Annotated in this window: 21 protein-coding genes; 15 read left to right on the top strand and 6 right to left on the bottom strand. The window is 57.3% G+C overall.

What is annotated here, in order from left to right; all coding sequences use genetic code 11:
- Nucleotides 1-166: 166 nt before the first annotated feature.
- From Q334_RS0114705 to Q334_RS19340, 10 genes are all read left to right on the top strand, one after another.
- On the top strand, nucleotides 167-490 hold the full coding sequence (locus Q334_RS0114705; protein ID WP_027313878.1) for a c-type cytochrome: 324 nt from the start codon (nucleotides 167-169) through the stop codon (nucleotides 488-490).
- 17 nt (nucleotides 491-507) lie between these two features.
- Nucleotides 508-1,719: a cytochrome D1 domain-containing protein gene (locus tag Q334_RS0114710; RefSeq protein ID WP_051527836.1), complete on the top strand. Its 1,212-nt coding sequence runs from the start codon at nucleotides 508-510 to the stop codon at nucleotides 1,717-1,719.
- A gap of 8 nt (nucleotides 1,720-1,727) precedes the next feature.
- Entirely contained in the window at nucleotides 1,728-2,186 is a 459-nt protein-coding gene (locus Q334_RS0114715; protein WP_027313880.1) for an Lrp/AsnC family transcriptional regulator, read from the top strand.
- On the top strand, nucleotides 2,183-2,695 hold the full coding sequence (gene ahbB / locus Q334_RS19330) for a siroheme decarboxylase subunit beta (protein ID WP_051527837.1): 513 nt from the start codon (nucleotides 2,183-2,185) through the stop codon (nucleotides 2,693-2,695). The genes Q334_RS0114715 and ahbB (Q334_RS19330) overlap by 4 nt, the downstream gene beginning before the upstream one ends.
- 2 nt (nucleotides 2,696-2,697) lie before the next feature.
- On the top strand, nucleotides 2,698-3,207 hold the full coding sequence (locus tag Q334_RS19335) for an Lrp/AsnC family transcriptional regulator (RefSeq protein ID WP_051527838.1): 510 nt from the start codon (nucleotides 2,698-2,700) through the stop codon (nucleotides 3,205-3,207).
- Entirely contained in the window at nucleotides 3,200-3,706 is a 507-nt protein-coding gene (gene ahbB, locus Q334_RS0114730) for a siroheme decarboxylase subunit beta (protein WP_027313881.1), read from the top strand. The genes Q334_RS19335 and ahbB (Q334_RS0114730) overlap by 8 nt, the downstream gene beginning before the upstream one ends.
- On the top strand, nucleotides 3,706-4,881 hold the full coding sequence (gene nirJ, locus Q334_RS0114735) for a heme d1 biosynthesis radical SAM protein NirJ (protein WP_027313882.1): 1,176 nt from the start codon (nucleotides 3,706-3,708) through the stop codon (nucleotides 4,879-4,881). The genes ahbB (Q334_RS0114730) and nirJ overlap by 1 nt, the downstream gene beginning before the upstream one ends.
- Entirely contained in the window at nucleotides 4,881-6,446 is a 1,566-nt protein-coding gene (locus Q334_RS0114740) for a nitrite reductase (RefSeq protein WP_027313883.1), read from the top strand. Before nirJ ends, Q334_RS0114740 begins: the two co-directional genes overlap by 1 nt.
- Nucleotides 6,447-6,639: 193 nt before the next feature.
- Nucleotides 6,640-7,230, top strand: coding sequence for a TetR/AcrR family transcriptional regulator (locus Q334_RS0114750; protein ID WP_027313884.1), 591 nt, complete (start codon nucleotides 6,640-6,642; stop codon nucleotides 7,228-7,230).
- Nucleotides 7,230-7,793, top strand: a complete 564-nt coding sequence (locus tag Q334_RS19340) for a DNA-3-methyladenine glycosylase I (protein ID WP_027313885.1) — start codon at nucleotides 7,230-7,232, stop codon at nucleotides 7,791-7,793. The genes Q334_RS0114750 and Q334_RS19340 overlap by 1 nt, the downstream gene beginning before the upstream one ends.
- On the opposite strand, the gene Q334_RS0114760 is transcribed toward Q334_RS19340, so the two are convergent.
- Complete coding sequence (locus Q334_RS0114760) at nucleotides 7,738-8,652, bottom strand: LysR substrate-binding domain-containing protein (RefSeq protein ID WP_027313886.1); 915 nt, start codon at nucleotides 8,650-8,652, stop codon at nucleotides 7,738-7,740. The genes Q334_RS19340 and Q334_RS0114760 overlap by 56 nt on opposite strands.
- 163 nt (nucleotides 8,653-8,815) lie before the next feature.
- On the opposite strand from Q334_RS0114760, the gene Q334_RS0114765 reads away from it, so the two are divergent.
- On the top strand, nucleotides 8,816-9,229 hold the full coding sequence (locus Q334_RS0114765; protein ID WP_027313887.1) for a VOC family protein: 414 nt from the start codon (nucleotides 8,816-8,818) through the stop codon (nucleotides 9,227-9,229).
- A 136-nt stretch (nucleotides 9,230-9,365) separates the two neighbouring features.
- Nucleotides 9,366-10,262 (top strand): NAD(P)-dependent oxidoreductase, encoded by an 897-nt coding sequence (locus Q334_RS0114770; protein ID WP_035461664.1) that lies wholly within the window; start codon nucleotides 9,366-9,368, stop codon nucleotides 10,260-10,262.
- A gap of 86 nt (nucleotides 10,263-10,348) precedes the next feature.
- Here the strand turns inward: Q334_RS0114770 and gbdR are convergent, their stop codons facing one another.
- The 3 genes from gbdR to Q334_RS0114785 all read right to left on the bottom strand — a co-directional run bounded on the left by gbdR (nucleotide 10,349) and on the right by Q334_RS0114785 (nucleotide 13,682).
- On the bottom strand, nucleotides 10,349-11,452 hold the full coding sequence (gene gbdR / locus Q334_RS0114775; protein WP_027313889.1) for a choline metabolism transcriptional regulator GbdR: 1,104 nt from the start codon (nucleotides 11,450-11,452) through the stop codon (nucleotides 10,349-10,351).
- Nucleotides 11,453-11,694: 242 nt separating this feature from the next.
- The gene (gene fghA, locus Q334_RS0114780) at nucleotides 11,695-12,561 is read right to left on the bottom strand and encodes an S-formylglutathione hydrolase (RefSeq protein ID WP_027313890.1); all 867 of its coding nucleotides are present in this window, start codon (nucleotides 12,559-12,561) and stop codon (nucleotides 11,695-11,697) included.
- A gap of 11 nt (nucleotides 12,562-12,572) precedes the next feature.
- On the bottom strand, nucleotides 12,573-13,682 hold the full coding sequence (locus tag Q334_RS0114785) for an S-(hydroxymethyl)glutathione dehydrogenase/class III alcohol dehydrogenase (protein ID WP_027313891.1): 1,110 nt from the start codon (nucleotides 13,680-13,682) through the stop codon (nucleotides 12,573-12,575).
- A 199-nt stretch (nucleotides 13,683-13,881) separates the two neighbouring features.
- Here Q334_RS0114785 and Q334_RS0114790 point away from each other — a divergent pair, with 199 nt between their 5' ends.
- From Q334_RS0114790 to Q334_RS0114800, 3 genes are read left to right on the top strand one after another with little or no spacing between them, the layout of a single operon-like run.
- The gene (locus Q334_RS0114790; RefSeq protein ID WP_027313892.1) at nucleotides 13,882-14,772 is read left to right on the top strand and encodes a LysR family transcriptional regulator; all 891 of its coding nucleotides are present in this window, start codon (nucleotides 13,882-13,884) and stop codon (nucleotides 14,770-14,772) included.
- The gene (locus Q334_RS20135) at nucleotides 14,769-15,167 is read left to right on the top strand and encodes a hypothetical protein (RefSeq protein ID WP_051527839.1); all 399 of its coding nucleotides are present in this window, start codon (nucleotides 14,769-14,771) and stop codon (nucleotides 15,165-15,167) included. Before Q334_RS0114790 ends, Q334_RS20135 begins: the two co-directional genes overlap by 4 nt.
- A gap of 4 nt (nucleotides 15,168-15,171) precedes the next feature.
- Nucleotides 15,172-16,056, top strand: coding sequence for a LysR family transcriptional regulator (locus Q334_RS0114800; protein ID WP_027313894.1), 885 nt, complete (start codon nucleotides 15,172-15,174; stop codon nucleotides 16,054-16,056).
- A 28-nt stretch (nucleotides 16,057-16,084) separates the two neighbouring features.
- Here Q334_RS0114800 and Q334_RS0114805 read toward each other — a convergent pair whose 3' ends face one another.
- On the bottom strand, nucleotides 16,085-17,746 hold the full coding sequence (locus Q334_RS0114805; RefSeq protein ID WP_027313895.1) for an amidohydrolase: 1,662 nt from the start codon (nucleotides 17,744-17,746) through the stop codon (nucleotides 16,085-16,087).
- Nucleotides 17,747-17,898: 152 nt separating this feature from the next.
- Entirely contained in the window at nucleotides 17,899-18,561 is a 663-nt protein-coding gene (locus Q334_RS0114810; RefSeq protein ID WP_035461666.1) for a DUF47 domain-containing protein, read from the bottom strand.
- Nucleotides 18,562-18,615 lie beyond the last annotated feature (54 nt).

Consider the following 18,615-nt stretch of genomic DNA (forward strand, 5'->3'; position numbering starts at 1 on the left):
TTCTCGTGATGGAAGTCAATCCAGGCCCAGGTTACCCCAGGGCATTCCAAGCAAACTTGTCGAGGGTCAACGCCTGGCCCGCTCAGGCCATTAGCATGGGAAACACCTCGGATCAGGAGACTATGATGTCATGGCCCTTGTCATCTCGCCAAGAGTTACTGGTTCTATGCTTAAGCCCTTGATTCTTGGGCTATTACTGACCGGACAGAGTCTACACAGTCTGGCGGACTCCCTGCCCCTGGCCCGTCAACAAGCCTTGGAGCACCTACTCCTGCAGGACTGTGGCTCCTGTCATGGCATGACCCTGCGCGGAGGTTTAGGCCCCGCTCTATTACCTGATCAATTAAGAGTCAAAGACCCTGAGGCCCTGGTCCGCATTATTCGTGATGGCATACCGGGTACCGCCATGCCCCCCTGGGGTCCGCTGCTTAGCCCGGCGGACATCGAGTGGCTCGCCTCGCGTCTGTTACACGGCCCCTCCGCCCCCTAGCCTGATAAGGACGTTTTATGGATCAGCCCCGTCGTCATTTTCTGCGTCAAGCCAGCTTACTGGGACTAGGCCTGCTCTACACCGGCGGTCTGTTAGGCTTAAGCGGCTGCCAAACTCGCCCCTCCTGGCACAGCAGTGGCGACTTAGCTGTCGTGATTGGCCGGGCCAGCGGTGAACTGCTGCTCGTGAATACCACTCGCTTGCAAGTCATCGGCAGGGTGCAAGGCCTGGGGGATTTGTCCCATGCCTCGGCGGTCTTCTCCCGTGATCAGCGTTTCGTTTATATTTTTGGCCGCGATGGCGGATTATCCAAAGTCAACCTGGCCGAGCAACGCCTCAGTAAGCGCCTGATGCAAAGCGGTAACTCCATTGGCGGCGCTATTTCCCAGGATGGTCGTCTGATTGCGGTATCCAACTATCAACCAGGTGGGGTCAAGGTTTTTGCCAGCGACACCCTGGAGCTGGTGGCCGACTTGCCTGCGCTGGATGACCAGGGGCGCCCCTCTAAGGTCGTGGGGTTGGTGGATGCCCCTGGCCAACGCTTCGTTTATAGCCTGTTTGATAGTGATGAGATCCGCATTGCTGACTTCAGTCAGGGGCAAGTGCACATCCAGCGCTTTCCCCAAGTCGGTCAACAACCCTATGACGCGCTGATTTTCCCGGATGGCCGCTATTACCTGGCGGGCCTGTTTGGTGAGGATGGCTTAGCCCTTGTTGATCTCTGGCATCCGGAGCGCGGCAGCCGCAAAGTGCTTCCCCACTATGGTCGGGGTCAGCAAAAACTACCTGTTTATAAGATGCCCCATCTGGAGGGCTGGGCCGTTGCCGGTAACCTCGCCTTCGTCCCTGCCGTTGGCGAACACGCGGTGTTAGTGGTTGATAGCCAAAGCTGGCAGCAATATGCCCGTATTGCCGTCGCAGGGCAGCCGGTCTTCGTGATGGCCAGCCCGGATAGCCGCCACATTTGGGTCAACTTTGCCCATCCTGACAATCACCAGATTCAAGTCATTGATGCAGACACCCTGCAGGTCGTGCAACAGCTGCAACCTGGGCCTGGCGTGTTACACATGGAATTCAGCCCACGTGGTGAGCAGCTGTGGTTGTCTGTGCGGGATGCGAATCAGGTACAGGTCTATCGCAGTGCGGATTACCAGCTGCTGGCCAGCTTCGACTTCCCCTCCCCTAGCGGCATTTTTATGAGTGCCCGCGCCCATCAAATTGGCCTGTAGGGGGAGCTATGTCTTACTCCCCTCCCCTTAGCCCACGTCAGCAGCAGTTGCTGGCCCGCTACCAACAGCAATTGCCCTGTAGCGCCCACCCCTACGCGCAAATGGCGGCAGAGCTGGGCTGCAGTGAAGCAGAAGTATTGGCAGAACTGCGGCAGCTGGATGCCCTGGGCGCCCTAAGCCGGGTCGGCGCCGTGCTGGAGTCACGCAAACTCGGCGCCAGTACCCTGGTCGCGCTGCAAGTACCGCCAGAACGTCTGGATGCGATTGCCGCCCTGGTATCCTCCGTAGCCGGGGTCAACCACAACTATGCCCGAGAACATCGCTATAACCTCTGGTTCGTGCTGACCGCCGTCAGCCAGCAGGAACTGCAGCAAAGCCTGGAGCAGATTCGCCAACAAACCCAGCTGCCCATGCTGAACCTGCCGATGATCCGCGGTTATCACCTAAACCTGGGGTTTCCGTTATGAGTGAATTAACGCCACGCCAGCACGATTTGCTCCACCTACTGCAGCAGGGCCTCCCCCTGACTCCCTCCCCCTATGCCGCCTGGCTGCAACGCTGGCGTGCCACGTCAACGGAACTGGAGCAGGAGCTTGCCTGCCTCCAGCAACAGGGCTGGATACGGCGTAGCGGGCTGATCATCAAGCACCGTCCGCTGGGCTACCGGGCAAACGCCATGGTGGTATGGGATATTGCCGATCAACAGGTTGAAGAAGTGGCTACCCGTCTGGCCCAGTGCGCCGAGATCAGCCTGTGTTATCAGCGTCCGCGTCAGTTGCCCGAGTGGCCTTACAACCTCTTCACCATGCTGCATGGCCAGAGTCGGAGTCAGGTACTCAACCGCCTTGCTTACCTGCTTAATCTGCTCAAGTTGGATTACCCCCATGCGGTGTTATTCAGCACCCGCTGCTTTAAACAGCAAGGGGGGCGCTACCTGGATGAACGCTCCCCCGCTTACCCTCAACAAGGAGTCTGAGAATGGCAACCCTGGATGAGATCGACCTCAGATTAATCAACAACTACCAGCAGGGTTTCCCCCTCTGCCACCGCCCCTATGCCGAAGTAGGGCAGCTCCTGGGTATTGCTGAAGCCGAGGTCATCGCCCGCATTCGCCGTCTGCTCGACGATGGCATCCTCAGCCGTTTTGGCCCGCTCTATGACATTGCTGCCATGGGTGGCGAGTTCACCCTCTGCGCACTGCAAGTCCCCGAGGAGCGCTTTGAGGAAGTCAGCGCACAGGTCAATGCCTGCGCGGAAGTCGCCCACAACTATGCCCGCGCCCATCGTCTCAATATGTGGTTTGTCACCGCCTGCGAAAGTCCGGCCCATACCCAGGCCACCCTGGCCCTGATTGAACAGGCCACCGGATTAAGGGTGTACCCCTTCCCCAAACAGGAAGAGTTTTACGTCGGCCTCTACCTGGAAGCCAAAGCCGAACTCCTGTCTCCGGCCCAGCCCGTCTCTACTCAGGGAGCGCGCCATGGATAAGCTTGATCGTCTGCTGATTGAACTCACCCAGGCAGGCCTGCCCCTCACCCCCACGCCCTATGCCGATCTTGCTGAGCGCCTGGGGATGGATGAAGCCCAGGTACTGCAACGACTCAGCCAGCTAAAAGCCCAGGGCATTTTGCGCCGCATCGGTCTGGTGCCCAACCATTACCGCTTGGGTTATCAAGCCAATGCCATGAGTGTCTGGGATGTGGATGATGATCAGGCCCTGATCCTGGGTGAGCAGCTTGGCCATCTCGGTTTTGTCAGCCACTGTTATCTGCGTCCACGCCACCTGCCACTCTGGCCCTACAACCTCTTTGCCATGCTGCATGGCCACAGCTATGCCGAAGTCGAGCAACTGGCGGAGCAGATTGCCACCCTGCTCGGGGGTTACTGCCAGGGGCATGAGCTGCTTTACTCCACCCGTATCCTGAAAAAAACCGGTATGCGCCTGCGCCCCAGCACAGGCCTACTCAGCCTGGACAGGAGCGCCTGATGTTTCGCCTAAGCTACTTTATTCAGGAATTGCTCCAGCCCGGTAGCCAACGCCGCCCAGGCTCTACGGCGGGCCCGGTGGTGATCTGGAATCTGATTCGTCGCTGCAATCTGCTATGCCAGCACTGCTACTCCCTTTCCAATGACACTGACTTTAAAGGCGAACTCAGCACTGAAGAGGCCAAGGCCGTACTGCTGGATTTGCAGCGAATGGGGGTACCGGCGGTCATCCTGTCTGGAGGCGAGCCTCTACTGCGTGGCGATATTTTCGAGCTGGCCAGCTATGCCAAACAGCTCGGGCTCTATACCGCCCTCTCCAGTAACGGCACCCTGATTGATGCACCCATGAGCCAACGGATTGCCAGCGTCGGCTTTGACTATGTTGGCATCAGCATTGATGGTGATGAAAACAGTCACGATGCCTTTCGCCGTCAACCGGGGGCCTATGCCGCTTCTTTACGGGGCGTGGAGCTGTGCCAGCAGGCGGGGATCAAGGTGGGCTTGCGCTTTACCCTGACCCAGCATAATGCCGCCGCCCTGGATCACTTACTGATGCTGTGCGAGCGCTACCAGATCGACAAGTTCTACCTGTCACACCTGAACTATGCAGGCCGTGGCAATAAAAACCGCGGGGCGGATGCTTATCACCGTACTACCCGAGAGGTGATGGAGCGCCTCTTTGCCTTAGCGGTCGAGGATCAGCAGCAGGGCCGCGCACGCCAGATTGTCACCGGCAACAACGATGCCGATGGCGTGCTGCTCTATCTCTGGGCACAGCAACACTACCCCGCCCAGGCTGAACACCTACTCGATTTTCTCTGCGCCTGGGGCGGCAATGCCTCCGGCCAGGATGTGGCCAATATTGATAACCTCGGCAATGTGCATCCGGATACCTTCTGGTGGAACCACCATCTGGGCAATGTGCGCGAACACCCCTTCTCACAGATTTGGCGCCATAGCCAAGACCCGTTACTCCTGGGTCTGCGCCAGCGGCCACGCCCTTTACAGGGTCGCTGCCAGCAGTGCCAACATCAAGCTATCTGCAACGGCAACACTCGAGTGCGGGCAGCACAACTGTATGGCAATCCCTGGGCGGAGGATCCCGGCTGCTACCTGCAGGATGCCGAACTGGGGCTGCCTGCACTCACCCCACTTAACCTGCAGGAAGCCCGCTGATGAAAACCCTCTTAGCCGTTTTGCTCGGCTTAGCGCTGAGCCTATCCGCACAAGCCAGTCAGGAAACCCAGGCCCTGTATCAGCAGCACTGCGCCAGTTGCCATAACCCTGAGCGCCTGGGGGCGATGGGCCCGGCACTGTTACCGGAAAACCTCGGCCGCATCAAAGTCAAACAGATCGAAGCCGTCATTCGCCAGGGACGTCCCGCCAGTCAAATGCCCGGCTTTGCCGCACTCCTCAACGATGAGCAAATCCAGGCACTGGCTGAGTGGATTCTCACCCCTCCGCCTCAGCCTCCCAAATGGGGGCTGCAGGACATCCTCGCCAGCCATCTGCAACCCTATCCACCGGGTAGTTTGGGGGATGAACCCCTGTTTCAGGCCGATCTGCAAAATCTGTTTATCGTGGTCGAGCTGGGTGACCACCATGTCACCCTGTTGGATGGGGATCGCTTTGAACCTATCCATCGTTTCAAGAGCCGCTTTGCCCTCCATGGTGGCCCCAAATACTCCCCCGACGGGCGCTATGTTTACTTTGCCTCGCGGGATGGTTGGATCAGCAAGTTCGACATCTACAACCTCAAAACCGTGGCGGAAGTTCGCGCTGGCATTAACACCCGCAATCTCGCTGTCTCTGCCGATGGTCGTTATGTGTTGGTGGGTAACTACCTGCCGCACTCGCTGGTGTTACTGGATGCCGCCACCCTCAAACCCATTCAGTATGAACAGGTGCAGGATGCCCGCGGCCAAAGCAGCCGGGTCAGTGCGGTCTATACCGCCCCTAACCGACAGAGTTTCATGGTGGCCCTCAAGGATGTGGCGGAAGTCTGGGAGCTTAACTACGCCGCTCCCAACCCCCTGACCTATCTGGGACCTATGCATGGCGTCAGCCAACTGCAGGGACAGCAAGCCACGCTGCACCCCCTGGCCATTCGTCGACTGGCCGTTAACGATTACCTGGATGACTTTCTGTTTGATCAGGACTATCGCCTATTGATTGGCTCCAGTCGCCCACTGCCCGGCCAGTCTCAGCACCCCGGTACTTTGGTTCTGGATCTCGACTCCGGCCAGGAGCTGGCCCGCCTCAACCTGAAAGGCCTCCCCCATCTCGCCTCCGGCACCAGCTGGGACTACCAGGGGCGCAAAGTGCTGGCCACCCCTAATCTGCAGCAGGCCAGTGTCAGTATTATCGACATGCAAAGCTGGCAGGAGATCAAGCAGATTAAGACCGATGGCCCCGGCTTTTTTATGCGCTCCCATGAAAACAGCCGCTACGCCTGGGTGGATGTCTTCTTTGGTGAACATAAGGATGCCGTGCATGTGATCGACAAACAGAGCCTGGAAATCGTCAAAACATTGCGTCCTGCTCCCGGCCAGACCGCTGCCCATGTGGAGTTCAGCAAAGATGGGCGCTATGCCCTGCTCTCCATCTGGGAAATGGACGGTGCTCTGGTGGTCTACGACGCCAACACCCTGCAAGAAGTAAAGCGCCTGCCAATGGTAAAGCCCTCCGGCAAATATAATGTCTATAACAAAACCCACTACAAAGAGGGTACCAGTCACTAAGGCTCAACCCAGCCAAAGCGGGCTGGCAGCAGGCAGATAAGCTTGGCTGACAGCCCGCTGGTAACTGCCTCTGCTGGGTTCAACTCTCGCTGCTGCAAGAATTTTTTGCCTAATTAGGACAGGCATCCTACACTTAGCCGCACCATTAGGACAGACATCCTAATTTTGCTATCAAGCCTGTAGGAGCCAAGCGATGGACAACACCCGCGCCCAGATTGTGAATGCCGCTGATCGGCTGTTTTACCAGCAGGGTTATGCCAATACCTCCTTCAGCCAGATCGCCCAGGAGGTGCAAATCTCCCGTGGCAATTTTTACTACCACTTCAAAAGCAAAGACGACATTCTCACCGCCGTGATCGAACACCGTCTGCAGCACACCCAGCAGCTGCTCGAACACTGGCAAGACGAAGGCCATGGCCCTAAACAACGGATCGCCTGCTTTATCCGCATCCTGCTGAATAACCAACTGCCGATTCGCCAATTTGGCTGTCCGGTCGGCACCCTGACCAGCGAATTAGCCAAACTCCAACACCTCAACAAAGCCCAAGCGGCACAGCTTTTTACCCTGTTTAAAGATTGGCTCAGCCAGCAGTTCCGCCAACTGGGGTATCCACAACGGGCCGACAGCCTGGCTTTGCATCTACTTGCCCGTAGCCAAGGAATCGCCACCCTGGCCAATGCCTTCGATGATCAAGGCTTTATCGAGCAAGAAGTGCAGCTGCTGATGGCCTGGCTCGATCAACTCAGCCAAGCGGCTGAGCCAAGCGCTGAAGGAGAACACTAATGTTTATCGTCACCCTCAAGTTTGCCGCTCAGGCGGCCGCCGCCAAAGACCACCTGTCAGGCCACCAGGCGTGGCTACAGCAGGGTTTCGACCAGGGTTTGTGCCTGCTGGCTGGCAGCCTGGTTGAGCCCAAGGGCGGTGCCCTGCTGCTACAAAGCCAGGATAGAGCGGAGGTAGAAGCCTGGCTGGCACAGGATCCTTTCGTGCAGCACCAGGGTAAAATCAAGGCGGTCATCAACAATGCCCGCCGGGCCGAAGAGGTGGTGGCCGAATATGGTTCCCTGGCGGCCTTTATCTGGTCCTTTGAACCGGCAGAGGATGAGGCCACGCCCCAGAGCCGCAGCACCTCCACCGCAGCGGAGCAATTGGCCAAGGCGCTCAAACGCCGTGGCTGGCAATTTGTTGGCCCCACCACGGTTTATGCCTTTATGCAGGCGATGGGATTGATTAATGACCATGCACTAGGCTGCCACAGCCGTGCGCAGGTCGCGCAGGCCCGCGCCGCGCTTATTCGCCCTGGGCGAGCCGCTCCTGCAGCCAGTGGCGAAACAGTGCCAGCTTAGGTTCATCACGGCGTGCAGCATGATAAAGCAGGTAATACCCTTGGGGCTGGGGCAGCCCCAAGCTCTCTTCACTGAGTAAACGGCCACTGGCCAGCGCCTGCTGCACCAGTACCCGCGGTACCAGTGCTACCCCCAGCCCCTGGCACGCTGCTTCAATCACCATAAAGTAATGCTCGAATCGACCACGCCAGAGTGGCGTCTGCAGCGCCAGGCCGCGCTGACTAAACCAGGTATGCCAGACATGGGGGCGGGTGGTATGGAGCAACAGCGGTGGCAAAGCATCCATTTGCCCTGCGGCTAATGCCGCCAGCCAGGCCTCCTTGCCCGGTGCCGCCACCACACAGAGGTGTTCATTAAAAAGTGCCTCAGCGGTCAACCCCGGCCAGTTGCCCTGACCAATGTAGATCGCCATATCCAACCCCTGCTGTTCCAGGTCCAGTTGGGTAAAACCCTGGGAGAAATCGGAAGGCACACTGGTCAACTCCACCGACACCTGGGGAAAGCGCTGATAAAAATCCGGCAACTGTGGAATCAGCCAATGACTGGCCAGGGTGGGCAGCACCCCCAGCGTCAGCAAGCCACCCTCCCCCCGGTGCTGATGCAGCTCCTGCGTGCCCAAGGCCAAACGCTGTAATGCCTGGCGCACATGATGCAGATAGGCCTGCCCTGCCGCCGTGAGCTGTAATCGTCTGCGCTGCTGGGAAAACAGCGGCACCTGCAGGGCCTCCTCCAAACCATTAATGGCTCGACTCACCGCACCCGGCGTCACACAGAGCTCTTCCGCGGCCTTGGTAAAGTTCAGATGACGCGCCGCACACTCAAAGGTACGCAAAGCATTTAATGGGGGTAGCGGATACATCGGCTCTCCAATCCTGGCCAGAGGCCAATCATGCCAGGCGGGAGCACTCCGCCCCCTCCAGCGAAATATTGAGTCTTACTCAACAACCTTACCTAAAAATCGCTTTAAAACCGCTCTATGCTGGACAAAAATTGCAAATAACTCAACCCGTGGAGCTAACCCCATGCGTCCTTTTCACCTTGCTTTCCCGGTAGCCGACTTAACCAGCACTGAACGCTTCTATGTCGACTGCCTTGGTTGCAAAATTGGCCGAACGGCAGAACGCTGGATCGATTTTGATCTCTATGGCCATCAGATTACCGCGCACCTGCTACCCGAGCGGGCAGGCAGCGCGGGTACCAACCCGGTCGATGGTGACCAGATTCATGTGCCGCATTTTGGCGTTATTCTGAGCAAAGACAGCTGGCTGGCCCTGGTCAACCACCTGCAGGAATGTCAGCAGACCTTCCTGTTAGCGCCCAAAATCCGCTTTGCCGGCCAAGTCGGCGAACAGGGCACCTTCTTTATTCGTGATCCTTCCGCAAACGTGCTGGAGTTCAAATACTTTGAGGACGATGCCCTGATCTTTGCCAAGTAACGGTTGCTCGTTAAGAGCGTTGGCCCTTGCTTAACATGACATAGCAGTATGGGCTTGGAAAAAGCACTAATCTGTCCCAAGCGTTGGTCTAGCTCAGGCGTTCTTAGCCCAACGCTTTTCGAAAGAGTGAGGCGGTATGCAGATTGGCTTTCATAGTCAGACGTTTTATCTAGGGGACTGGCAACAGGCATGGCAAGCCCGCTGCCCCTCATGGTCATTAGTCAATGCCCAGCAGGTGCCCATCCAAACGCTGGAGGCCCTGTTGATCTGGCGTCCCAGCCAATGGGATTGGCGCGCCGCCAAGCAACTCAAGCTGGTGATCGGCCTGGGGGCCGGCATCCATAACCTGCAGCAAGATCTACTCTTACCACCAGGGGTGCCCCTCTTACGCCTACAGGATGCCGGGATGGCGCGCGCGATGTGTGAATACGTGCACTATGGCGTGTTGCACTTTCAACGTCAGTTTGACCGCTTTGCCCGGGCACAGCAGCAAAACCGCTGGCTAACAGAGCTTCCTTACCAGTACAGCCAACACACCCGGGTCGGGTTGCTTGGCCTTGGTCATCTAGGCACAGCGGTGGCCGAGTATTTAGCCAAACAGGGTTATCAGGTTAGTGGTTGGTCCCGCTCTCCTCGGCAACTGGCGGGGGTGCACTGTCTGCATGGGCTGGAGCAGTTGGAATATTTTCTCAGTCAGCAGGATATCCTGGTCAATATGCTGCCCCATACTGCGCAAACCGAGGGTCTGTTGAGCCGCCAACGTTTACAACAACTGCCGCGAGGTGCAGCGCTGATCAGCGCCTCCCGCGGGGCGGTGCTTGAGCAACAGGCACTTATCGGCTTACTGGATAGCGGCCAGCTGCGTGGGGCCTTATTGGATGTGTTTACCCAAGAGCCCTTAGCGGAAGCCGATCCCCTGTGGCGGCATCCACGGGTATGGATCACCCCCCATCACAGCGCACCCACCCTGATCGAACCCGCAATCGACGAGATTCTCGCCATCCTGCCCCGTTATTTGTCCGGCACGTCCTAATCCCAGATGCTGCCTTGTCCTCAAAACACCAACAGGCCACTCGGGCCTGTTGGGTATGAACAACATTATCCACCACAAATTACGAACTACTGCACCCGCACCGAGCCAAAGGTTGGCTCCGCCTGGGCATCCGCCAGCGCCACCATGGCATTGGAAGACAACGCCCCCACCGGCGCATAATCGCCCAGCACCGGCCCCCCCAAGCCTTCACCATGACGGGGCACCAAGCCATAGCGTGCATCCCGTGGCGGTACGCCAAAGAACTCGCGATAGCACTTACTAAAATGCGGTGTCGAGACGAAACCACAGGCTGAGGCCACTTCGATAATCGACAGCGAGGTTTGCTTCAGCAATTGGCGGGCGCGATTCAGACGCAGCTGCAGGTAGTAACGTGAGGGTGAACAATGCAGGTACTTCTGGAATAGCCGCTCCAGTTGGCGACGCGATACCTGCACGTAGTTAGCCAGCTCATCAAGGCCAATCGGTTCCTCTAGGTTGGCCTCCATCAGAGCCACGATCTCCACCAGCTTCGGCTGTGTGGTGCCAAGCATATGGCGCAGCGGAATACGTTGTTGATCGGTGGCACTGCGCACCCGTTCATACATAAACATTTCCGAGATGCCCGCCGCCAGCGCATGGCCATGTTGACGCTGAATCAAGTTAAGCATCATATCCAGCGGAGCAATACCGCCGGTGCAGGTCATCCGTTCACGGTCAACGGAGAACAGGCGATTGGTAACATTCACCTTGGGAAAGGCTTCCTGCATGCTGGAAATGTTCTCCCAATGAATGCTGCACTCGTGGTTATCCAGCAAACCTGCTGCCGCCAGCACATAGCTACCGGTACAGATCGCCCCCAGAGTTACCCCTTTACGGGCCTGGCTCTGCAGCCATTGCAGGTGTTGTTTGGTGTAGCTGCGTAAGATATTCACGCCACCACAGATGATCACTACATCATGCTGCATCGCTGTGGCGAAGGAAGCATCAGGAGTAATCTGCAAACCATCACTGGCGCGAATACAGCCGCCATCCGGGCTGAGGGTATGCCAACGATAAAGTTCTTTGCCCGACAGTTGATTCGCCATTCGTAAGGGTTCGATGGCCGAGGCCAACGACATCATGGTGAAATGGTCGAGCAGGAGGAACCCCAGAGTCTGGGTTGCGCCCCCTTTGGGCTTTGTATCTGTCATGTCACGGTCTCCCCAACAACGAAAGTAGGTAAGGGCATCGTTGTTGGCCCAGTGGGCTGGGCGGCTCTTGTTATTGTGTATCTTTTTATACTGGTACCGCCGAAGGCGGAGTCAGCTACCCCGTCTTGATCAAGGTCAAATCGGTGGCGCTAATAGATTCAATGTAGCTGAGCGCGACAAAATAGGAAGAGGCAAGCTGACGCCACACAACAAATATTTATTGCTGTGTGGCATCAATGGGCTCAGAGACTAGGCGCCTCGTCAAGCCGCCCCAGGTGATAGGCGTGATAGCGCAGGTGGTCAGCGATAAAACTGCTGATGAAATAGTAGCTGTGGTCATAGCCAGGATGCAGGCGTAATAACAGGGAGTGATCCGCCTCCTCACAGGCCTGGCGCAAGGCTTGCGGGCGCAATTGCGACGCCAGGAACTCATCTGCCTCCCCCTGATCCACCAGCAGCGGCTGCTTTGAGGCCCCTTGCCGTACCAGGGCACAGGCATCATAGGCTGCCCAGCTTTGCTCATCCTCTCCCAGGTAGCCGCTAAAGGCTTTGCGCCCCCAGTCACACTGACTGGGCTGACAGATAGGCGCGAAGGCCGACACCGAAGCATAACGACCGGGATTACGCAGGGCGCAGACTAACGCCCCATGCCCCCCCATGGAGTGGCCACTGATGGCACGCTTGTCCGTTACTGGGAAGTGCCGTTCCACCAATGCCGGCAACTCGGTAACCACATAGTCATACATATGGTAGTGGCGGCCCCAGGGAGCCTGGGTGGCATTGAGGTAAAACCCCGCCCCCGAGCCAAAATCATAGCTGTCATGCTCACCGGGCAAATCGGTGCCACGCGGGCTGGTATCCGGACACACCAACACCACCCCCAGCTCCGCCGCAATACGCTGCGCCCCGGCCTTCTGCATAAAGTTCTCATCGGTGCAGGTTAACCCTGATAACCAATAGAGTACCGGCAGAGTCTCAGTCTCCGCCTGAGGCGGTAGATAGATGGCAAACACCATCTCGCAATTCAGGCTGGGTGAAAAATGGCGATAGCGCTTTAACCAGCCCCCCTGCACCTTAAAGGACTGCAGTAGTTGCAATTGCTCCGACATGGCAGCCTCCGTTAAAACAGAATCACCGAACGAATGCTCTTGCCCTCATGCATCAGGTCAAAAGCACGGTTGATCTCTTCCAGCCCCATGGTGTGGGTGACAAACTCATCCAGTTTGATCTCACCACGCATATAGCGCTCAACATAACCGGGTAGCTCAGTACGCCCCTTCACCCCACCGAAAGCGGAACCCTTCCACACCCTGCCAGTAACAAGCTGGAAGGGACGGGTGGAAATTTCCTGTCCGGCACCGGCCACACCAATGATGATCGACTCCCCCCACCCCTTATGGCAGCACTCCAAGGCCGACCGCATCACATTGACATTGCCGATACATTCAAAGGAGTAGTCCACCCCACCATCGGTAAGATCAACAATCACCTGCTGAATCGGTGCATCGTAGTTTTTCGGATTAATGAAATCGGTGGCGCCCAACATCCGCGCCATCTCGAATTTATCTTCATTGATATCCACCACGATAATCCGTCCCGCTTTGGCCAGCACCGCCCCCTGCACCACCGACAGGCCGATACCACCGAGACCAAATACCGCCACACTGGCGCCGGGCTCCACCTTGGCGGTATTGAGCACCGCACCAATGCCGGTGGTCACGCCACAACCGAGCAGGCACACCTTATCCAGCGGTGCCTCCTGGCTGATTTTGGCCAGGGAGATCTCAGGCACTACCGTGTATTCGGAGAAGGTGGAAGTGCCCATGTAGTGGTAAATGGGTTTGCCATTTAACGAAAAGCGGGTGGTACTGTCCGGCATCAGGCCCTTGCCCTGAGTCGCCCGCACTGCCTGACACAGATTGGTTTTGCCTGATAGGCAGAACTTACACTGACGGCATTCGGCGGTGTACAGCGGAATCACATGATCACCGGGTTTCAAAGAGGTCACCCCTGGCCCGACTTCCTCCACTACCCCACCGCCCTCATGGCCCAAAATAGCCGGGAAGATCCCTTCAGGGTCATCCCCAGACAGGGTAAAGGCATCGGTATGGCATACCCCGGTGGCCACCATCCGCACCAAGACTTCTCCGGCTTTAGGCCCCTGCACATCCACTTCTTCAATGGTTAATGGCTGGCCGGCGGCCCAGGCTACTGCTGCACGGGATTTCATCATGTCACTCCTCTCGCTTGCGGTCGTCATTGGGCGCTTACCCTCTTGCGGTTCAAGCAAGCGGCATATTTCCCCCTTGCAGCGGAGGAGGCCCTAGACTTATCTTGTGCCCGGCAGTCTAGGCAGGCATGTCGTCACCGGCCAGAAAAAAGCCAGATAAGGACCTTTGCCACTCAGCAATAATGTCGCGGGAGCCACCATGAATCGTTGGGAAAGTATCGAAGCCTTTGTTGAGGTCGTGCGCCTGGATGGCTTTTCCGCCGCAGCACGCAAGCTCAAGGTGTCCAGCTCCCATATCAGTCGCCTGGTGAGCAATCTGGAAGCGCAACTCGGCACCCAGCTGCTCTATCGCACCACCCGCCAACTGAATCTGACCGATGTTGGTCGGCTGTATTACGAGCACTGTAAGCACCTGATCGATGGTTTTAATGAGGCGGAGCTGGAAGTCGCCCACTTTCAGGCAGAGCCCAAGGGCTTACTGCGGATAAGTTGCAGCACCATCTTTGGTGAGCGCTACATTGCCCCGCTGATAAATGACTTTGTCGCCCGCCACCCCAAGCTCAATGTGGACATGCACTTTAGCAACCGTAATGTCGACTTGGTTAGCGAAGGCTTTGATCTGGCCATTCGCCTGGGCGTGCTGGAAGACTCCACCCTGATCGCCCGTCGTCTGGCGGATCGGCGCGAATATGTCTGTGCCTCACCGGCCTACTTGGCCCGTTACCCCCGTCCCCATACCCTGGCCGAATTGCAGCAACATAACTGCCTGGTTGGTTCCAACGACAGCTGGCACTTTCTGATTGATGGCCACCGTCGGGCCCTGCGGGTACAGGGTAACTGGCGGGCTAACTCAGGCCCGGCCATTCTCGATGCCGTATTAAAAGGCCTCGGCATCGCCCAATTACCGGATTATTATGTCGACCCCTTTTTGGCCAAGGGTGAGCTGGTTGCCCTGTTAGAGGATTACCAGCATCAGGATGCCGGGGTGTGGGCGGTCTATCCCAAGAGCCGCCACCTTTCCCCCAAGGTGCGTCAGTGTGTTGATTACCTCGCCCAGGCCTTTAAGCAACCCCATTGGAGCAAGCCATGATTTATACCGATGAGCAGTTTGTGCAGGCCTTCACTGACCTAAGCCTGCCCGGTGAGGTATTTAATCACTTAAGCCATGTACGTCTGGCTTGGCTTTATCTGCAACAGGGGGACTTCACTCAACAGGCCGCACGTTTGGCCCAGGATATCCAGCGTTACGCCACCCACCTGGGGGCTGCCGATAAATTCCACGCCACCCTGACCTATGCACTGGCCAAGATGATTCACCAACGCCAGCAACAGGGTCAGTATGACAGCTGGCAAGCCTTTATCATTGAGCATGCCGAACTGGTCAGCGATGCCCAAGCCCTGGTTGCCAATCACTACTCCGCCGAATTACTGGCCTCCGCCGAGGCCAAAGCGCGGGTATTAAACCCGGATTTAGCACCGCTGTAAGCGGATGGAATTACATCACCTGCAAGCCTTTGTCCTGGCGGTGGAGTTAGGCTCCATCAGTGCAGCGGCCAGGCGTCTGGGCAAGCATCAATCCCAGGTGAGTCAGTGGATTAGCCACCTGGAGGCCGATCTCGGCCTCGCCTTATTTAACCGCAGTGGCAATCACAGTCAGCTCAGCGAGGCGGGACAACAATTGCTGGAGCGGGCACAGCTATTAGTCGACCAAAGTCAGCAACTGACGGACGCTGCCCTCGCCCTCAGCCGCGGCCAACCCACCAGCCTGCGCGTAGGGGTGGAGCATTTTGTTCCCTGGCCCTGCTTGGCGCCGGCCTGGGCCCATGCCGCCAAACAGCTTCCGCATCTCAAACTGATCAGTCGTCAGGGGGAGCGGGACAGCCTCCTGCAGCAACTCACCCAGGGTCAGTTGGACGCCATCCTGCTATGTGAAGAAAGCTCTTTACACTACCCGGAATACGGCTATCAGCGTCTGGGCAGTTTTGCGGAAGTCCTGGCTGTCGCCGCTCAACATCCCCTGGCACTGGGTGACGAACCCATCAGCTGCGAGCGCCTCAGCCTCTATCCAGAGCTTATCCTCAGTCAGCATGAGGATGAGAGCATTGCTGGCCTCTATAGTCCCCAGTGGTTGGCTTTTGGCAGCCTGTCCGGTTTGTTGCAGTGCCTGGAACAAGGGATGGGATATGGCTTTGTTCCCCTGCCCTGCATCACCACCGAACTGGCGCAAGGACGGCTACGTTGCCTGACCAGCCAGGTTGAGCCCAGGCCGATTCTGCGACGGGTCGAACTACTCTGGCGGCCCGGCTTAGCACTGCAGCCTTGGGGAGCCACCCTGCTACAGAGCCTGAGCCAACATCATCACTTTCAATCTTGATGCCGTCTCCATCCGCTACTGAACTGCCCTAGCGCTGATACTGCACCCGTCCCTGTAACAGGGTCAGTTCGACCTGGGCCTGTGGCCAATATTGAGGGTTCAGCTGGGTAATATCCCGATCCAATACCACCAAATCGGCCGACTTACCCACCGCCAAGCTACCGGTTATCTGCTCAAGCCCCAAGGCTTTGGCCGCATTGAGGGTATAGGCCGCAATCGCCTGGTGAGGACTCTGCAAACCGCGCTCTCCCAGGCGCAGCGCATGGCTCAGAGTCAGCAGTGGATTGAGTTCATTGACATCCCAATCACTGCTTAACACCAGATTGGCACCGCTGGCGGCCACTTGGGCGATGGGTAACATTCTGTCCAATCCTGCTTGCCCTACATAATCCGCCGCCCAGCCTTGCTGAGGGTCTGCGGCAAACTCCTCACCCACCTGAAAGTCGGCGCTGACCCCCAGTGCCGCCAAGCGCGGTATATCCTCTTCCGCCAGCATTTCCACATGGGTCAGAAAGCAAGCCTGGCGCTGCTCAGCCGGCAAAGATGCCAGGGCATTAAGCGCCTGCCATGCCCCCGCATCGCCAATGACATGAATCATGGCGCCATAGCCAAGCGGGGCCAATGCAGCCAACCACTGGCGCATACTCGCCTCATCCAGGTAGTTAAAACCATAGGGCGTCCCTGGGAACCACTCAAACTGATAAGGAGCCAGGGTGCGGGCGCTGTTATTGATCAGGATGCCATCGGCATACATTTTGACCTGACTGACCTGTAATAACCGCTCAGGGTCGGCTTGATAGGCCTGATGTAGAAAAGGCAGCTGTTGCGCCATTGGCACATCCGGATAAATCCAGGGACGCACCAGGGCTCTCACAGGCAGGCGCCCTTGCTGTTCGAGTTGCTGCCAGGTTTCCAACCAACCACGGCGCCAGTACAAACGCCCGTCCCCCAGGGTGGTGATGCCATACTGGCTCAGTTCGGCCAATCCTGCCTGGAGGCTGGCCAGGTTAAAGGCTGGCCGATCGGCTACCGCATTCCACGCCAGCTCCAGCAGGTGGTCACCGGCAGCATCAAAGAGCAAGCCATTCAAGCGGCCCTGTTCATCCCGTAATAAACGCCCACCCTGAGGATCGGCGCTGTCATCCGTAAAACCCGCAAGCGCCAGAGCCTGTGAGTTTGCCAACACCGAGTGCGAAGTGCGCTCCATCAACACCACAGGGTTATGGGGGAAAAACTCATCCAGCAGGGCGCGGGGAGTCAAGCCGGAGTCATCCTCCAGCAGCGCTTCCAGGTTATGCCCGCCACCTTGCAGCCAAGTGCCATGCGGGTAGTCACCCTGGCAAGCCTGCAAGGCCGCACGCTGCTGACTCAGGTTAGCTTGCTCATCTAATTGGCAGTAAGGCTCAAGCTGGGCCCTGGCTTCAAACACATGATTATGGGCATCAATAAAGCCGGGCAGCACCAAGGCTCCCTGCATATCCCACAACTCGGTTTGTGTCTGCTGCCACTGACGGGCCTGGCTGTCACTGCCCACATAGAGAATGCGACCTGCGCCTATCACCAGCGCCTGGGCAGGCTCAGCCTCACCTTGGTAAATACGGGCGTTATGGAGAATCAAGTCCACCGTCTCAGTCGCCCAGACAGCCTGGGCTAATAAGGCCAGGGGGAGAGCAGAGAGTACTTTTTTCATAAGGTGTTCCTTAGCCAGCAGGTCGCAGATAGCCTTTATTTACCATCAGCAATAAAGACCAGCCTCAGGAAGAGGCATAACAGGCAGGCTAAGGCATTTCTACTGATAGCCAAACATACTGAGCATCAGCAAAAGGTGATACTGAAGCCGGATTAAATCCGCCGTTTAATCGCATAGATGCTCAGGCGGTCGCTGATATCTTCAGCATTGTTGGCAATCGCATCGATGCGCTCGATGAAGTAGCGCAGCTGGATTTTTTCCGCCAGATCCCGCTCTGAATCAAAGACCGCAGTTAACAGCCGCGTGCTCAGTTTGTCTGCTTCGGTTTCGAGCCGCTGCACTTCTAAACAGCGTTCACGCACCTTACTGATTTGGCGGAAATAAGCCCTGGCAGCCTGCACCACCTCTTCAGCACAACGGCATACCACCTGCACCAGGGTATGCAAATCCTCATGGCAGTTAGCCGGAAAAGTCGGACGCTCGCTGTGTAAGCGAAACAGTGCAGATTGAAACAGGTTACTCAGGCCATCCATATCTTCCAACAGGTTAAGCACATCCCCCCGCAGGTCTGGAATCAGGGTTTTCACATACAGCTCGGTTTCCACATCGCGGCGCAGCTGATCCCCTTTGCTTTCCAGTTTCTCCACCTGCTGCATTTTTTCCGCATAGCTAGGGTGATCAGGGCCAGACTCCAGGTAAATCTGCAAAGCCTGCTGGTAAATCAAGCCACTTAGGATGATTTTGTCGAAGAAGTCATCGATCTTACGCTCGATCTTTTTGCCCCGGGTAAAGAGGCTGGTAAAACGGGTGGCCATGGCTGTCCTCATTGCTAAAACAGCAGGGCCAACAAAGTGGCCCTGCGCGATCCT

The sequence above is a fragment of the Balneatrix alpica DSM 16621 genome, assembly GCF_000619885.1.
Classification (GTDB): domain Bacteria; phylum Pseudomonadota; class Gammaproteobacteria; order Pseudomonadales; family Balneatricaceae; genus Balneatrix; species Balneatrix alpica.

Coding starts and splice junctions, on each gene's coding strand:
- Q334_RS0114705 (WP_027313878.1), top strand. CDS start 167: ATGCTTAAGCCCTTGATTCTTGGGCTATTACTGACCGGACAGAGTCTA.
- Q334_RS0114710 (WP_051527836.1), top strand. CDS start 508: ATGGATCAGCCCCGTCGTCATTTTCTGCGTCAAGCCAGCTTACTGGGA.
- Q334_RS0114715 (WP_027313880.1), top strand. CDS start 1,728: ATGTCTTACTCCCCTCCCCTTAGCCCACGTCAGCAGCAGTTGCTGGCC.
- ahbB (WP_051527837.1), top strand. CDS start 2,183: ATGAGTGAATTAACGCCACGCCAGCACGATTTGCTCCACCTACTGCAG.
- Q334_RS19335 (WP_051527838.1), top strand. CDS start 2,698: ATGGCAACCCTGGATGAGATCGACCTCAGATTAATCAACAACTACCAG.
- ahbB (WP_027313881.1), top strand. CDS start 3,200: ATGGATAAGCTTGATCGTCTGCTGATTGAACTCACCCAGGCAGGCCTG.
- nirJ (WP_027313882.1), top strand. CDS start 3,706: ATGTTTCGCCTAAGCTACTTTATTCAGGAATTGCTCCAGCCCGGTAGC.
- Q334_RS0114740 (WP_027313883.1), top strand. CDS start 4,881: ATGAAAACCCTCTTAGCCGTTTTGCTCGGCTTAGCGCTGAGCCTATCC.
- Q334_RS0114750 (WP_027313884.1), top strand. CDS start 6,640: ATGGACAACACCCGCGCCCAGATTGTGAATGCCGCTGATCGGCTGTTT.
- Q334_RS19340 (WP_027313885.1), top strand. CDS start 7,230: ATGTTTATCGTCACCCTCAAGTTTGCCGCTCAGGCGGCCGCCGCCAAA.
- Q334_RS0114760 (WP_027313886.1), bottom strand. CDS start 8,652: ATGTATCCGCTACCCCCATTAAATGCTTTGCGTACCTTTGAGTGTGCG.
- Q334_RS0114765 (WP_027313887.1), top strand. CDS start 8,816: ATGCGTCCTTTTCACCTTGCTTTCCCGGTAGCCGACTTAACCAGCACT.
- Q334_RS0114770 (WP_035461664.1), top strand. CDS start 9,366: ATGCAGATTGGCTTTCATAGTCAGACGTTTTATCTAGGGGACTGGCAA.
- gbdR (WP_027313889.1), bottom strand. CDS start 11,452: ATGACAGATACAAAGCCCAAAGGGGGCGCAACCCAGACTCTGGGGTTC.
- fghA (WP_027313890.1), bottom strand. CDS start 12,561: ATGTCGGAGCAATTGCAACTACTGCAGTCCTTTAAGGTGCAGGGGGGC.
- Q334_RS0114785 (WP_027313891.1), bottom strand. CDS start 13,682: ATGAAATCCCGTGCAGCAGTAGCCTGGGCCGCCGGCCAGCCATTAACC.
- Q334_RS0114790 (WP_027313892.1), top strand. CDS start 13,882: ATGAATCGTTGGGAAAGTATCGAAGCCTTTGTTGAGGTCGTGCGCCTG.
- Q334_RS20135 (WP_051527839.1), top strand. CDS start 14,769: ATGATTTATACCGATGAGCAGTTTGTGCAGGCCTTCACTGACCTAAGC.
- Q334_RS0114800 (WP_027313894.1), top strand. CDS start 15,172: ATGGAATTACATCACCTGCAAGCCTTTGTCCTGGCGGTGGAGTTAGGC.
- Q334_RS0114805 (WP_027313895.1), bottom strand. CDS start 17,746: ATGAAAAAAGTACTCTCTGCTCTCCCCCTGGCCTTATTAGCCCAGGCT.
- Q334_RS0114810 (WP_035461666.1), bottom strand. CDS start 18,561: ATGGCCACCCGTTTTACCAGCCTCTTTACCCGGGGCAAAAAGATCGAG.